The 17,372-nt window shown below is 57.9% G+C and carries 1 protein-coding gene; it reads right to left on the bottom strand.

All coding sequences use genetic code 11. The annotated features are described in order from the left end of the window. Window positions 1-24: 24 nt before the first annotated feature. A complete protein-coding gene (locus tag MHH62_RS25275; protein WP_339232097.1) occupies window positions 25-17,112 on the bottom strand; it encodes a retention module-containing protein in 17,088 nt (5,695 codons plus the stop codon). Window positions 17,113-17,372: the final 260 nt, after the last annotated feature.

A 17,372-nucleotide genomic window follows, 5' to 3' on the forward strand; every position in this document is an offset into this window, starting at 1 on the left:
AAAGGGCGGCCGATTAATCGTGTCTTAAGTGTGGTCGATCTTGATGGTCGGGTCGGCACCACTGATCAGCGAGTTGATGCTGGTGTGGGACCAGTCGTTGCCTTCCAGCTTGATCGTCACATCGGCATTGGCCAGGCCACCGGCGGCGTTGAGCTTGCCTTCACTGCTCACTTGCAGGGTCGACACGCCGTCTACCGTGGTGATCTTGAGGTAGTTGTCGATGGTACTGTCGGTTTCACCTTTCAACAAATCACGCAGATCAATGCGGTCGCCTTCCGAGGCTTTGAAGTCCTTGATCACATCGTTGCCGATGTCGCCAGACTTCCACACAAAGGTGTCGGCACCCGAGCCACCGATCAGGATGTCGTTGCCCTGGCCGCCAATCAACGTGTCGTTACCCGTGCCACCCAGCAGGATGTCATTGCCTTTGCCGCCATCGAGCGTGTCGTTGCCGCCTTGGCCGAACAAGATGTCATCGCCAGCGCCGCCCAACAGTGTGTCGCCGGCATCTTTGGCGCCGGAGACGTCGAAGTCCACATAGTGCTCGGTGACGTACTGGTGAACGTTAGAGGCGGTCACCGCAGAGACAGCCACGCCGGTTTTCTGCGCGACAAAGGCCTGCAGTGCGTTGTAACCCTCGCCATTGATCCCGCTGAAACTCACCAGGTCGCCGAACAGGATGTCGTTGCCGTCGCCACCGCTGACGGTGTCCGCGCCCGGCAACGTCGCCTCGGTGTGGCCGAGGATAGCGTTGGCGAGGTCCTTCGGATCGATGTTGGCCTGTGGCTTGCCATCGCTGTCGTACGGTGCCAGCTGATTCAAGCTGACCCCACTATTGAGGCCGATGGCTTCTACGCCACCTGTGGACAGACCTTTAAGCAGTGCGAACGCGCTGTTGGAGTTGAGGGTGGTGGAGTAGTCGGTATCGTATCCGAGGCCGCCTTGCACCGATATTTCATAGGTGCCATCCCCTTGGGCGTGGATGATTCCCTTGTTGTATCCCCAGCCGTAAGACCAGAGGGTCACCTTGCCGGCAGAGTTGATATCAAGGTAGTTATTCGAATCGATGTTGATCCGGGTGGCGGTACCTATGGTGTAGTTGTTCATGGTGACGACATCATCGAGCCTGACGTTGCCGTACAAGTACGGGTTGGTCTGCTCGGACGCTTGGTAAAACGTCGGCTGACCATCGGTGATGAAGTACGTTGTATTAATAGCGCCAGTGTTGCCAGTCGCCTGGGCACTTTTGAAGAAGTTGGACGCGGCCTTGAACACGTCTTCGTAGTTGGTCCCGCCGGTAGACACCATGGAGTCCAGGACTTTCTGCAGCGAGTCCAATGCACCTGGGTCTTTCAGGTTGACTGTCACCGTGCGATTGACCTGGTCGCTGAAATCCGCCAGGAAGATATTCACAGTGCCGGAGGTGCTGGCGCCGATACTGTTTTTCAGCGAGTTGAACGTGGTAGTCAGCGAGGTTTTTGCCGCTGCTATCGAGTCCGCACCCATACTGCCCGATGTATCGATCATGAACGCGATGTTGTAGTTCTTGCCCTGCACCACGTTCAGGCCGGCGATGTCGGCCACGACGATGTCGTTGCCATCGCTGCCATTGATGGTGTCGCTGCCCGAGGTGCCGGTGACCGAATTGTAGGTCGCCGGATGCACCGTGACTGGCAATTGCGCGGTGGTGGTCGCTGAACCGCCGATGCTCTCGGTGGAAGTCGAGGTGACTGTCAGGTTGAACTGGCCGCTGTAGTAGGTCGGCGGCTTGATGCTCAGCGTGTTCAGGTCCCAGCCGGTGACATTCACTTCGCCCACGGTTTTACCCGCAGTAAAGGTGTGCCCCGATGCGTCGGTAAGCACCGAGCCTGCCGGAATGCCGCTGATCTTCACGCTCAGGGTTTCGGAGCCGTCGGTGTCGGTCAGCGCGGTGGTGACCTTGGACAGTTTGACCGTCCCGTTCTCCTGGCCTTCGTTGAGCTTGTAGCCCACGTAGTAACCGTCGCCGTTGCTGCCATGCAGGTCGGATACGGTGACGCCGGCGTTGGTCAGGTCGGTAAGGCCGGTGTACAACGGCACGGTGCTGGTGCTCAGGTTCTGCACCGCCCCGCCGTTGATCGACAGGTTAACGTCGAAGCTGCCTGGGCCCGCCTGGTTGGCCTGGTAGATCTCAAGGCTGTAGTAACCGGTGGTGGTTGGCGTGAACGAGCCGCTGAACTTGCCGCTGTTGGTGCCCCACAAACCGCTGGCAACATCTTTACCGCCAACGTTGACCACCACGCTGTCATCGGCGATACCGCTGAAGGTGTAGCTCTTGCCCGCTTCCATGTAGATCAGACCGGAGATCTTGGAACCAGAACCGGCGGTGACGTTGTCGACGGACTCGACGTTGGTCACCACGGAGGTGTTGTTGGGGGTGCCCGCGTTGTCGATGGCTTTTTTCAGTACGTCTGGCGCAGCGCCATTGCCGTTGTTTCCAAGGCCGGCGATGTTGTTCCAGCCCTGTTTGACCAGCCCGGTCGAGGCAACGTTGTTGTCCGCCACGCTGAGGGTCGGTGCGTCGGCCACTGGGGTGATATCCACTTTCACCGTGGCGCTGGTGCCCAGGTCCTTGCCATCGGTTGGCTGGAACTTGAACTGCGCGTAATCCGCCTGCTTGTTACCCACGCCAGTGCCGCCGTAACCGTCGGCGCCGGACTCGTTGGCATTCGGCGTAAAGCGCAGTTGGCCGCCATCGATCTGAGCCTTGGTAAAGGTCTGGCCGCTGCTCACGTTGGTCCAGGTGGTGCCATCCGCCGCCAGGTATTGCAGCTTGCCGGCTACCGGCAGCTCGGTGATTTTCACCCCGAGGCTGGCTTGTGGCGAGTCCACATCGCTCACGCCGAAGTTGGCCCAGGTCAGGGCCAGCGCGGTGTCTTCCGTACCGGTCACGGCACCGCCAGTGGCCACTGGTGCATCGTTGACCGCTACCACGTTGACGGTGGTGGTGGCCACGTTGGAGTAGTTGCCGCCATCGGTCACCGTCACGGTGATGGTGCGGGGCGTGGTGCTCGGGTCGTGGCTGTTGTTGGTGAACGTGATGTTCTGGATACGCTGCATGTAGTCAGCCAGCGTCGCACTGCCGGACAACGTCAGGGTAATAGTGCCCGTCTGGTTGTTGGTGCTGACGCTGATGCCATTCACGCTATTGCCCAGATTGAGGGCATCACCAGCCTGTGCGTTGGTCAGCGTGACCGTCGCGCCCGTCAGCAGTGTGCTGTCTGGGTCAGTGATCTTGATGTCCGTGTCGGCGATCGACACGCCCGGCCCGGCGGTACCCTCGGTGAATGTCGTCTTGTAATCGGCACCCGTGGCGCCGCTGGAGTTGTTGGCATCCAGGTCGAGCACCGGCGGCGCATCGTTGTCGAGGATGTTGGTGGTGACAGTGCCTTTGTCGATCACCAGGTTCTCGAAGTTGCCTCCGGTGACCTTGTCGATGGTGATGACGATCTGTTCCGTAGGCTCGGTAATCTTGTCGTCGAGCGTGCGGATATCAAACGGCACACTGCTGGAGCCTGCCGGGATCTTCACGGTATACACGCCAGTGAAGTCCGAACCGTCAGTGGCGGTGCCGCTGTATTTGAGCGTCACGGTCACATCCGTTTGCGGCGGGTTGGTCAAGGTCAGGGTGTAGTGGGCGGTGCCACCTTCAGTGACCGAACCGTCGCCCGTAATGCTGATTTTGGTATCAGTCACTACATCCGTGACCTTGGTGACTGCGGGGCTGCCATCAACAATCAGATGCTCGTACTTGTCGCCACCGCTGACCACGCCGGTGATCTTGGCGCTGACATCATTGGCGCCGACATAGGCATCGTTCGGTGCGGTAGCCGTCGTGAAGCTGGTGGACTTGCCGCTGCCAATGGTGATGGTCGAGCCGTTATCCAGCCTTACCACCAGGTCGGAGCCCACGTTGTTCACGGCCGCGCCGTTTTTGTCGACCAGGGACGCGGTGTAGACGATCTGCCCGCCCTCGCTGACCGAGCCAGTGGCCTTGAGCACCACGGTCACATCATCGATGGTGTCGTTGATGGTGGTGGTGGCGCCCGCAGGTGTGATGGTCACACCCTCGAAATTGCCGCCGGTGGTGCCGGTGATCTTGACGGTCTGGGTGCTCTTGTCGATGAACACGTCATCGGTAGGCGCCGGGACGGTCACCGTGCCCACGGTCTCACCTTGCTTGATGGTGATGCTCGAACCGTTGTCGAGCTGCACCACCATTTCACTGCCGGCCTTGTTGCTCAAGGTGGCGGTGTAGGTGATCTGGCCGCCTTCGTTGACCGCGGTTGGGGCGGTCAGGGTGACGGTGGTCAGGTCGGTGGTGCCCGGTGTGTCGGTGACGGTGGTGTTCACCGCCGTCGTGCCCGGCACCAGGTTCTCGAAGTGCTCGCCGCCAGTCACGCCTTTGATGGCGGTGGTGACGGTTTGGTCGCCTTTGTAGACGTCGTTTGGCGCTACGGTGGTGATGGAACCGCTCGACTGATTGACACCGATGGTGATGGTTTTGCCGTTATCCAAGGTGACGGTCAACGGGTTGGTGATGTTGGTCACCGGTGCGCCGTTTTTATCCACAAGGCTGGCGGTGTAGACGATGTTGCCGCCTTCGCCGACGGTGGTGGTGGCGGTCAGGACTACATCGACCTTGTCGATGGTGTCGTTGATCGTGGTGGTGGCGCCATTGCCTGCAACTTCGAGTTTTTCGAAATTGCCGCCAGTGGTTTCGGTGATCTTGACGGTCTGGGTGCTCTTATCGATAAACACGTCATCGGTAGGCGCAGGCACGGTCACGGTGCCGACGGTTTCACCGGCCTTGATGGTGATGCTTGAACCGTTGTCGAGTTTCAGCGTGACGTCGGTGCCGGCCTTGTTGCTCAAGGTCGCGGTGTACGTGATCTGGCCGCCTTCGTTAACGGTACTTGGCGCAGTCAGCGTCACGGTGGTGGTGTTATCGGTACCCGGTGTGTCCGTAACGGTGGTGTTCACCGCGGTAGTGCCAGGGACCAGATTCTCGAAATGCTCGCCGCCGGTCACGCCTTTGATGGCGGTGGTGACGGTTTGGTCGCCTTTGTAGACGTCGTTTGGCGCTACGGTGGTGATGGAACCGCTCGACTGATTCACACCGATGGTGATGGTTTTGCCATTGTCCAAGGTGACGGTTAGCGGATTGGTGATGTTGGTCACCGGCGCGCCGTTTTTATCCACAAGGCTGGCGGTGTAGACGATGTTGCCGCCTTCGCCGACGGTGTTGGTGGCGGTCAGAACCACATCGACTTTGTCGATGGTGTCGTTGATCGTGGTGGTGGCGCCATTGCCTGCAACTTCGAGTTTTTCGAAATTGCCGCCAGTGGTTTCGGTGATCTTGACGGTCTGGGTGCTCTTATCGATAAACACGTCATCGGTAGGCGCAGGCACGGTCACGGTGCCGACGGTTTCACCGGCCTTGATGGTGATGCTTGAACCGTTGTCGAGTTTCAGCGTGACGTCGGTGCCGGCCTTGTTGCTCAAGGTCGCGGTGTACGTGATCTGGCCGCCTTCGTTAACGGCACTTGGCGCAGTCAGCGTCACGGTGGTGGTGTTATCGGTACCCGGTGTGTCCGTCACGGTGGTGTTCACCGCGGTAGTGCCAGGGACCAGATTCTCGAAATGCTCGCCGCCGGTCACGCCTTTGATGGCGGTGGTGACGGTTTGGTCGCCTTTGTAGACGTCGTTTGGCGCTACGGTGGTGATGGAACCGCTCGACTGATTCACACCGATGGTGATGGTTTTGCCATTGTCCAAGGTGACGGTCAGCGGATTGGTGATGTTGGTCACCGCTGCGCCGTTTTTATCCACAAGGCTGGCGGTGTAGACGATGTTGCCGCCTTCGCCAACGGTGTTGGTGGCGGTCAGAACCACATCAACCTTGTCGATGGTGTCGTTGATCGTGGTGGTTGCGCCGTTGCCTGCAACTTCTAATTTTTCGAAGTTGCCGCCGGAAGCGTCAGTGATCTTGACGGTCTGAGTGCTCTTATCGATGAACACGTCATCGGTAGGCGCAGGCACGGTCACAGTGCCAACAGTGTCGCCAGCCTTGATGGTGATCGACGAACCGTTATCCAACTTCAGCGTTACATCAGTGCCAGCTTTGTTGGAGAGCGTGGCGGTGTACGTAATCTGTCCACCTTCGTTAACAGCGTTAGGCGCTGTCAGCGTCACAGTGGTGGTGTTGTCGGTACCTGGTGTGTCCGTGACGGTGGTATTCACCGCCGTAGTACCCGGCACTAGATTTTCAAAGTGCTCGCCACCGGTTACGCCTTTGATAGCGGTGGTGACAGTTTGGTCGCCCTTGTACACGTCATCTGGAGCAAGAACCGAAACGCTACCGCTCGATTGATTTACACCGATGGTGATGGTTTTGCCGTTATCCAGGGTCACGGTCAACGGGTTGGTGATGTTAGTCACCGGCGCACCGTTTTTATCCACAAGGCTGGCGGTGTAAACGATGTTGCCGCCTTCGCCGACGGTGGTAGTGGCGGTCAGGACCACATCAACTTTGTCGATAGTGTCGTTGATCGTGGTCGTTGCGCCATTGCCGGCAACTTCGAGTTTTTCGAAGTTGCCGCCGGAAGCGTCGGTGATCTTGACGGTCTGAGTGCTCTTGTCGATGAACACGTCATCAGTAGGGGCGGGCACGGTCACAGTACCGACGGTCTCGCCAGCTTTGATAGTGATCGAAGAACCGTTGTCCAACTTCAACGTAACGTCAGTGCCCGCTTTGTCGGAAAGTGTGGCGGTGTACGTAATTTGACCACCTTCGTTCACTGCGCTAGGCGCGGTTAGCGTGACCGTCGTGGTGTTATCAGTGCCGGGGGTATCTGTGACGGTGGTGTTTACCGCCGCAGTGCCCGGTACCAGGTTTTCAAAATGCTCGCCGCCCGTCACACCCTTGATCGCGGTGGTGACAGTCTGATCGCCTTTGTACACATCATCAGGAGCAATAACCGAAACGCTACCGCTCGACTGATTCACACCAATGGTGATGGTTTTGCCGTTATCCAAGGTGACGGTCAGCGGGTTGGTGATGTTAGTCACCGGCGCACCGTTTTTATCCACAAGGCTAGCGGTGTAGACGATGTTGCCGCCTTCACCTACGGTGGTGGTGGCGGTCAGAACCACATCGACCTTGTCGATGGTGTCGTTGATCGTGGTGGTCGCACCGTTGCCCGCAACTTCGAGTTTTTCGAAATTGCCGCCAGTGGTTTCGGTGATCTTGACGGTCTGAGTGCTCTTATCGATAAACACGTCATCGGTAGGGGCAGGCACGGTTACGGTGCCAACCGTGTCGCCAGCCTTGATGGTGATGCTTGAACCGTTGTCGAGTTTCAGCGTTACGTCGGTACCGGCTTTGTTGCTCAAGGTCGCGGTGTAGGTGATCTGGCCGCCTTCGTTAACGGCACTTGGCGCAGTCAGCGTAACCGTGGTTGTGTTATCGGTGCCTGGGGTATCCGTAACGGTGGTGTTCACCGCCGTAGTACCCGGCACCAGATTTTCAAAGTGCTCGCCGCCGGTTACGCCTTTGATAGCAGTAGTGACGGTCTGATCGCCCTTGTAAACATCATCAGGAGCAAGAACCGAAACGCTACCGCTCGATTGGTTTACGCCAATGGTGATGGTCTGGCCGTTATCCAAAGTCACGGTCAACGGGTTGGTGATGTTGGTCACCGGTGCGCCGTTCTTATCCACAAGGCTGGCGGTGTAAACGATGTTGCCGCCTTCGCCAACGGTGGTGGTCGCGGTCAGGACTACATCGACCTTGTCGATGGTGTCGTTGATCGTGGTCGTTGCGCCGCTGCCTGCAACTTCCAGTTTTTCGAAGTTGCCGCCGGAAGCGTCGGTGATCTTGACGGTCTGCGTGCTCTTATCGATAAACACGTCATCGGTAGGCGCAGGCACGGTTACGGTGCCAACGGTGTCGCCAGCCTTGATGGTGATGCTTGAACCGTTGTCGAGTTTCAGTGTTACGTCAGTGCCCGCTTTGTTGGAAAGCGTGGCGGTGTACGTGATCTGCCCACCTTCGTTTGCCTCGGCCGGAGCGGTCAGCGTCACCGTAGTGGTGTTGTCAGTGCCTGGTGTATCCGTAACGGTGGTATTAACCGGGGTAGTACCTGGAACCAGATTCTCAAAGTGCTCGCCGCCGGTCACGCCTTTGATGGCGGTAGTGACGGTCTGGTCGCCTTTGTAGACATCGTCTGGCGCGATGGTGGTGATAGAACTGCTCGACTGGTTTACGCCAATAGTGATGGTCTGGCCGTTATCCAAAGTCACGGTCAACGGGTTGGTGATGTTGGTCACCGGTGCGCCGTTCTTATCCACAAGGCTGGCGGTGTAGACGATGTTGCCGCCTTCGCCAACGGTGGTGGTCGCGGTCAGGACTACATCGACCTTGTCGATGGTGTCGTTGATCGTGGTGGTCGCGCCATTACCTGCGACTTCCAGTTTTTCGAAGTTGCCACCAGTGGTCTCGGTGATCTGAACGGTCTGCGTGCTCTTATCGATAAACACGTCATCAGTAGGGGCGGGCACGGTCACAGTACCGACGGTCTCGCCAGCTTTGATGGTGATCGACGAGCCGTTATCCAACTTCAAGGTGACGTCGGTGCCGGCCTTGTTGCTCAAAGTTGCGGTGTAGGTGATCTGACCACCTTCGTTAACGGCACTTGGCGCAGTCAGCGTAACCGTGGTGGTGTTATCGGTGCCCGGTGTGTCCGTAACGGTGGTGTTCACCGCGGTAGTACCCGGCACCAGATTTTCAAAGTGGTCGCCGCCGGTCACACCCTTGATGGCGGTGGTGACGGTCTGGTCGCCTTTGTACACATCATCCGGCGCGATGGTAGTGATGGTGCCGCTCGACTGATTCACGCCAATGGTGATGGTTTTGCCGTTGTCCAAGGTGACGGTCAACGGATTGGTGATGTTGGTCACCGGCGCGCCGTTCTTATCCACAAGGCTGGCGGTGTAAACGATGTTGCCGCCTTCGCCAACGGTGTTGGTGGCGGTCAGAACCACATCAACCTTGTCGATGGTGTCGTTGATCGTGGTGGTTGCGCCGTTGCCTGCAACTTCTAATTTTTCGAAGTTGCCGCCGGAAGCGTCAGTGATCTTGACGGTCTGAGTGCTCTTATCGATGAACACGTCATCGGTAGGCGCAGGCACGGTCACAGTGCCAACAGTGTCGCCAGCCTTGATGGTGATCGACGAACCGTTATCCAACTTCAGCGTTACATCAGTGCCAGCTTTGTTGGAGAGCGTGGCGGTGTACGTAATCTGTCCACCTTCGTTAACAGCGTTAGGCGCTGTCAGCGTCACAGTCGTGGTGTTGTCGGTACCTGGTGTGTCCGTAACGGTGGTGTTCACCGCGGTAGTGCCAGGGACCAGGTTTTCGAAGTGCTCGCCGCCAGTGACGCCTTTGATGGCGGTGGTGACAGTCTGGTCGCCTTTGTACACATCGTCTGGCGCGATAGTGGTGATAGAACCACTCGACTGATTCACACCGATGGTGATGGTCTTGCCGTTATCGAGGGTGACGGTCAGCGGATTGGTGATGTTGGTCACCGGTGCGCCGTTCTTATCCACAAGGCTGGCGGTGTAGACGATATTGCCGCCTTCGCCGACGGTGGTAGTGGCGGTCAGGACCACATCGACTTTGTCGATGGTGTCGTTGATCGTGGTGGTGGCGCCGTTGCCTGCAACTTCCAGTTTTTCGAAGTTACCGCCAGTGGTCTCGGTGATCTGAACGGTCTGGCTGCTCTTATCGATAAACACGTCATCGGTCGGGGCGGGCACGGTCACAGTGCCCACAGTGTCGCCAGCCTTGATGGTGATCGAAGAACCGTTGTCGAGTTTCAGCGTTACGTCAGTGCCCGCTTTGTTGGAAAGCGTGGCGGTGTACGTGATCTGCCCACCTTCGTTTGCCTCGGCCGGAGCGGTCAGCGTCACAGTAGTGGTGTTGTCGGTACCCGGTGTGTCCGTAACGATGGTGTTCACCGCGGTAGTGCCCGGCACCAGGTTCTCGAAATGCTCGCCGCCGGTTACGCCTTTGATGGCGGTGGTGACAGTTTGGTCGCCCTTGTACACGTCATCAGGAGCAAGAACCGAAACGCTACCGCTCGACTGATTCACACCAATGGTGATGGTCTCGCCATTGTCCAAGGTTACGGTCAGCGGGTTGGTGATGTTAGTCACCGGTGCGCCGTTTTTATCCACAAGGCTGGCGGTGTAGACGATGTTGCCGCCTTCGCCAACGGTGGTAGTGGCGGTCAGGACCACATCGACTTTGTCGATGGTGTCGTTGATCGTGGTCGTTGCGCCATTGCCTGCAACTTCCAGTTTTTCGAAGTTACCGCCAGTGGTCTCGGTGATCTGAACGGTCTGGCTGCTCTTATCGATAAACACGTCATCGGTCGGGGCGGGCACGGTCACAGTGCCAACAGTGTCGCCAGCCTTGATGGTGATCGAAGAACCGTTGTCGAGTTTCAGCGTTACGTCAGTGCCCGCTTTGTTGGAAAGCGTGGCGGTGTACGTGATCTGCCCACCTTCGTTAACGGCACTTGGCGCTGTCAGCGTCACAGTAGTGGTGTTGTCGGTACCCGGGGTGTCCGTAACGATGGTGTTCACCGCGGTAGTGCCCGGCACCAGGTTCTCGAAATGCTCGCCGCCGGTTACGCCTTTGATGGCGGTGGTGACAGTTTGGTCGCCCTTGTACACGTCATCAGGAGCAAGAACCGAAACGCTACCGCTCGACTGATTCACACCAATGGTGATGGTCTCGCCATTGTCCAAGGTGACGGTCAACGGGTTGGTGATGTTAGTCACCGGCGCACCGTTTTTATCCACAAGGCTAGCGGTGTAGACGATGTTGCCGCCTTCACCAACGGTGGTGGTGGCCGTCAGGACCACATCGACCTTGTCGATGGTGTCGTTGATCGTGGTGGTTGCGCCGTTGCCTGCTACTTCGAGTTTTTCGAAGTTGCCGCCGGAAGCGTCGGTGATCTTGACGGTCTGAGTGCTCTTATCGATGAACACGTCATCGGTAGGTGCCGGCACAGTTACGGTGCCGACGGTTTCGCCGGCTTTGATGGTGATCGACGAGCCGTTATCCAGCTTCAGCGTGACGTCGGTGCCGGCCTTGTTGCTCAAGGTCGCGGTGTAGGTGATCTGGCCACCCTCATTCGCTTCCGTCGGAGCTGTCAGCGTTACGGTAGTGGTGTTATCGGTGCCTGGTGTATCAGTAACGGTGGTGTTCACCGCGGTAGTGCCAGGGACCAGATTCTCGAAATGCTCGCCGCCGGTCACACCCTTGATAGCGGTGGTGACGGTTTGATCGCCTTTATAGACATCATCAGGAGCCAGAACCGAAACGCTACCGCTAGTCTGGTTTACGCCGATGGTGATGGTCTGGCCGTTATCCAAGGTGACGGTCAACGGGTTGGTGATGTTAGTCACCGGCGCACCGTTTTTATCCACAAGGCTAGCGGTGTAGACGATGTTGCCGCCTTCACCAACGGTGGTGGTGGCCGTCAGGACCACATCGACCTTGTCGATGGTGTCGTTGATCGTGGTGGTTGCGCCGTTGCCTGCTACTTCGAGTTTTTCGAAGTTGCCGCCGGAAGCGTCGGTGATCTTGACGGTCTGAGTGCTCTTATCGATGAACACGTCATCGGTAGGTGCCGGCACAGTTACGGTGCCGACGGTTTCGCCGGCTTTGATGGTGATCGACGAGCCGTTATCCAGCTTCAGCGTGACGTCGGTGCCGGCCTTGTTGCTCAAGGTCGCGGTGTAGGTGATCTGGCCACCCTCATTCGCTTCCGTCGGAGCTGTCAGCGTTACGGTAGTGGTGTTATCGGTGCCTGGTGTATCAGTAACGGTGGTGTTCACCGCGGTAGTGCCAGGGACCAGATTCTCGAAATGCTCGCCGCCGGTTACGCCTTTGATAGCGGTGGTGACGGTTTGATCGCCTTTATAGACATCATCAGGAGCAAGAACCGAAACGCTACCGCTAGTCTGGTTTACGCCGATGGTGATGGTCTGGCCATTATCCAAGGTGACGGTCAACGGATTGGTGATGTTAGTCACCGCTGCGCCGTTCTTGTCCACAAGGCTGGCGGTGTAGACGATATTGCCGCCTTCGCCAACGGTGGTGGTCGCGGTCAGGACTACATCGACCTTGTCGATGGTGTCGTTGATCGTGGTCGTTGCGCCGGAGCCTGCCACTTCGAGTTTTTCGAAGTTGCCGCCAGAAGTCTCAGTAATCTTGACTGTCTGGGTGCTCTTATCGATGAACACGTCATCGGTAGGGGCGGGCACGGTCACAGTGCCAACAGTGTCGCCAGCCTTGATGGTGATGCTTGAACCGTTGTCGAGTTTCAGCGTTACGTCAGTGCCCGCTTTGTTGGAAAGCGTGGCGGTGTACGTAATCTGCCCACCTTCGTTAACGGCACTTGGCGCTGTCAGCGTCACAGTAGTGGTGTTGTCGGTACCCGGGGTGTCCGTAACGATGGTGTTCACCGCGGTAGTGCCCGGCACCAGGTTCTCGAAATGCTCGCCGCCGGTTACGCCTTTGATAGCGGTGGTGACGGTTTGATCGCCTTTATAGACATCATCAGGAGCAAGAACCGAAACGCTACCGCTAGTCTGGTTTACGCCAATGGTGATGGTCTGGCCGTTATCCAAGGTGATGGTCAACGGGTTGGTGATGTTAGTCACCGGCGCACCGTTTTTATCCACAAGGCTAGCGGTGTAGACGATGTTGCCGCCTTCACCAACGGTGGTGGTGGCCGTCAGGACCACATCGACCTTGTCGATGGTGTCGTTGATCGTGGTGGTTGCGCCGTTGCCTGCTACTTCGAGTTTTTCGAAGTTGCCGCCGGAAGCGTCGGTGATCTTGACGGTCTGAGTGCTCTTATCGATGAACACGTCATCGCTAGGAGCGGGCACGGTCACAGTGCCAACCGTGTCGCCAGCCTTGATGGTAATCGACGAGCCGTTGTCCAACTTCAGCGTGACGTCAGTGCCCGCTTTATTGGAAAGCGTGGCGGTGTACGTAATCTGTCCACCCTCATTCGCTTCGGCCGGAGCGGTCAAGGTCACGGTAGTGGTGTTGTCGGTACCGGGTGTATCGGTAACGGTCGTGTTAACCGGGGTAGTACCTGGAACCAGATTTTCAAAATGCTCGCCGCCGGTCACGCCTTTGATGGCGGTAGTGACGGTCTGGTCGCCTTTGTACACATCGTCTGGCGCTACGGTGGTAATGGAACCGCTCGATTGGTTTACGCCGATGGTGATGGTCTTGCCGTTATCGAGGGTGACGGTCAGCGGATTGGTGATGTTAGTCACTGGTACGCCGTTCTTATCCACAAGGCTGGCGGTGTAAACGATATTGCCGCCTTCGCCAACGGTGGTAGTGGCGGTCAGGACCACATCAACTTTGTCGATCGTGTCGTTGATCGTGGTGGTCGCACCGTTGCCCGCAACTTCGAGTTTTTCGAAATTGCCGCCAGTGGTTTCGGTGATCTTGACGGTCTGAGTGCTCTTATCGATAAACACGTCATCGGTCGGGGCGGGCACGGTTACGGTGCCAACAGTGTCGCCAGCCTTGATCGTGATCGACGAGCCGTTATCCAGCTTCAAGGTGACGTCAGTACCGGCCTTGTTGCTCAAGGTCGCGGTGTAGGTGATCTGGCCACCTTCGTTAACGGCACTTGGCGCTGTCAGCGTAACGGTGGTGGTGTTATCGGTACCCGGTGTGTCCGTAACGGTGGTGTTCACCGCGGTAGTACCAGGCACCAGGTTCTCGAAATGCTCGCCGCCGGTCACTCCTTTGATGGCGGTAGTGACAGTTTGATCGCCCTTGTAAACATCATCCGGCGCGATGGTGGTGATAGAGCCACTCGACTGATTCACACCGATGGTGATGGTCTTGCCGTTGTCCAAAGTCACGGTCAACGGATTGGTGATGTTGGTCACCGGCGCGCCGTTCTTATCCACAAGGCTGGCGGTGTAAACGATGTTGCCGCCTTCGCCAACGGTGTTGGTGGCGGTCAGAACCACATCGACTTTGTCGATGGTGTCGTTGATGGTGGTGGTTGCGCCGCTGCCTGCAACTTCCAGTTTTTCGAAGTTGCCGCCAGCGGTTTCGGTGATCTGGACGGTCTGGGTGCTCTTATCGATGAACACATCATCGGTAGGTGCAGGCACAGTTACGGTGCCGACGGTTTCGCCGGCTTTGATGGTGATCGACGAGCCGTTATCCAGCTTCAGCGTTACATCAGTGCCCGCTTTGTTGGAAAGCGTGGCGGTGTACGTGATCTGCCCACCTTCGTTTGCCTCGGCCGGAGCGGTCAGCGTCACCGTAGTGGTGTTGTCAGTGCCTGGTGTATCCGTAACGGTGGTATTAACCGGGGTAGTACCTGGAACCAGATTTTCAAAGTGCTCGCCGCCGGTCACGCCTTTGATGGCGGTAGTGACGGTCTGGTCGCCTTTGTACACATCATCAGGAGCAAGAACCGAAACGCTACCGCTAGTCTGGTTTACGCCGATGGTGATGGTCTGGCCATTATCCAAGGTGACGGTCAACGGATTGGTGATGTTAGTCACCGCTGCGCCGTTCTTGTCCACAAGGCTGGCGGTGTAGACGATGTTGCCGCCTTCGCCAACGGTGGTGGTCGCGGTCAGGACTACATCGACCTTGTCGATGGTGTCGTTGATCGTGGTGGTTGCGCCATTACCTGCGACTTCCAGTTTTTCGAAGTTGCCACCAGTGGTCTCGGTGATCTGAACGGTCTGCGTGCTCTTGTCGATGAACACGTCATCAGTAGGGGCGGGCAGGGTCACAGTACCGACGGTCTCGCCAGCTTTGATGGTGATCGAAGAGCCGTTATCCAGCTTCAAGGTGACGTCAGTACCGGCCTTGTTGCTCAAGGTCGCGGCGTAGGTGATCTGGCCGCCTTCGTTAACGGCACTTGGCGCAGTCAGCGTAACCGTGGTGGTGTTATCGGTGCCTGGGGTATCCGTAACGGTGGTGTTCACCGCCGTAGTACCCGGCACCAGATTTTCAAAGTGCTCGCCGCCGGTCACGCCTTTGATGGCGGTAGTGACGGTCTGGTCGCCTTTGTAGACATCGTCTGGCGCGATGGTGGTGATAGAACCGCTCGACTGGTTTACGCCAATAGTGATGGTCTGGCCGTTATCCAAGGTGACGGTCAACGGGTTGGTGATGTTAGTCACCGGCGCGCCGTTCTTATCCACAAGGCTAGCGGTGTAGACGATATTGCCGCCTTCACCAACGGTAGGAGTTGCCGTCAGCACCACATCAACTTTGTCGAGGGTGTCGTTGATCGTGGTGGTTGCGCCATTGCCTGCAACTTCCAATTTCTCGAAGTTGCCGCCAGAGGTCTCAGTGATCTGGACGGTCTGCGTGCTTTTGTCGATGAACACATCATCGCTAGGCGCAGGGACAGTTACGGTGCCAACGGTCTCGCCAGCCTTGATGGTGATCGACGAACCGTTATCCAACTTCAGCGTGACATCTGTGCCAGCTTTGTTGGAAAGCGTGGCGGTATACGTAACCTGCCCACCTTCGTTCGCCTCGGTTGGCGCTGTCAGCGTCACAGTGGTGGTGTCGATCGAATCGGTAATGGTGGTAATCGCTGGCGTGGTGCTCGGCACCAGGCTCTCGAAATTGCCGCCAGTCGTACTCGTAATCGTCGTACTGACGGTGCTGCCGTTGACGTAGACGTCATTAGCCGGCGTATCAACGACAACGCTGCCTGTCGATTCGCCGGCCTTGATGGTGATCACCGAGCCATTGCTCAAAGTGACGTTCACCGGCGTTTGCGCCGGGTTGGTCAGCGTGGCGGTATAGGTGATCTGGCCGCCTTCAGTCACGGTCGAACCTGCGGTCAGGGTGACCGTGGTGGCATCGATCGAATCGGTAATGGTGGTGACCGCAGGCGTGGTATTCGGTACCAGATTCTCGAAGTTACCGCCCGTTGCGCCCGTGATCGTGGTGCTGATCGTCGAACCGTTGTTGTAGACATCGTTAGCCGGCGTATCAACGACAACAGTGCCTGTCGACTCACCAGCCTTGATGGTGATCACCGAGCCATTGCTCAAGGTGACGTTCACCGGGGTCTGCGCTGGATTGGTCAGGGTGGCGGTGTAGGTGATCTGGCCGCCTTCGGTCACGGTCGAACCAGCGGTCAGGGTGACGGTGGTGGTGTCGATGGTGTCGGTGATCTGCGTCACGGCCGGGTTAGGGTCGATGGTCAATACCAGGTTGCCGCCGCCGGTGGTACCGGTAACGCCGACGCTTATCTGGCCCGGGTCGATGTACGGGCTGTCATTGGGGGCCAAGGGCACATTGACGGTGCCGGTCAACTGGCCCGACGGGATGGTAATCACCGCGCCATTGGTCAAGGTGACGGTCAGGTCACTGGTGGATGGCCGGGTCACGGTAGCGGTGTAGGTCAGCACGCCGCCCGCTTCGGTGATGGTCGGCGTCGCGCTCAGGGTCAGGGTCGAAGGCTGCAGCACTTGGTTACCCGAGTCTGCCGAGCCTGGTGCTCCGCTCAGGGCGTTGAGTGCCGAAGTGCCTTGGCCGATGGGTGCGGTGGGGAAGCCGATGGTCGGGTCTACACGGCCGGCGGTCGCGTCCAGCACCACGAAGCTGTGGCCGCCCCCGGCAGCACCATTACCGGCAGCGTTTGCGCCGGCGGCAGTGGCTTCCAGGTCGGTGGTCGGGTCGGCGCCGGCGGCGATGGCTTGTTGCAGCTCGGCCACCGAGGGTGCGGCTTGCTCGCTGGCCGCTGCCAGGTCGGCGGTGGAGTCCGGCATATCGGCGCTCCACTGGGTGTCCCGGCCCAGGTCCAGGATGCGACCGTCGGCCAGTTCCAGGCTCACGGCGCCCGACAGACCGGTGTCGATCTGGTCGCCGGCAAACAGACGATCACCTTCTACAAGGACGCGACGGGCACCTTCCGGAGAAATTACGAAAACTTGACCAACAATGCTTTTGACGGTGGCAACAACACTGCTCATTAAAATTTTCTCCGGCGATCCGTTTCGACAAATCCATTTCGCAGCGCGCTATTAGCGCTGCCAATCTGGGGGCGTAGTCTATAAATGCATTGACGTCAAATATTTGGCTGGATTTTTTAGCTATCTAGTTTGTGCCAAACTATTGACCTTATGGGCGTCATCCTAAACAATCGCCCTAGTAATGTCACATTGATATTTATGCGGCGAACCGTCCTACATGTGTGAAGCAGTTCCGCTTTTCGAACTTTCCGACGTACGGT

The sequence above is a fragment of the Pseudomonas sp. FSL L8-0168 genome, assembly GCF_037976155.1.
GTDB lineage: Bacteria > Pseudomonadota > Gammaproteobacteria > Pseudomonadales > Pseudomonadaceae > Aquipseudomonas > Aquipseudomonas paracarnis.

What these genes read in the sequence shown, in the direction of transcription:
- MHH62_RS25275 (WP_339232097.1), bottom strand. Translation starts at nt 17,112, where the DNA reads ATGAGCAGTGTTGTTGCCACCGTCAAAAGCATTGTTGGTCAAGTTTTC.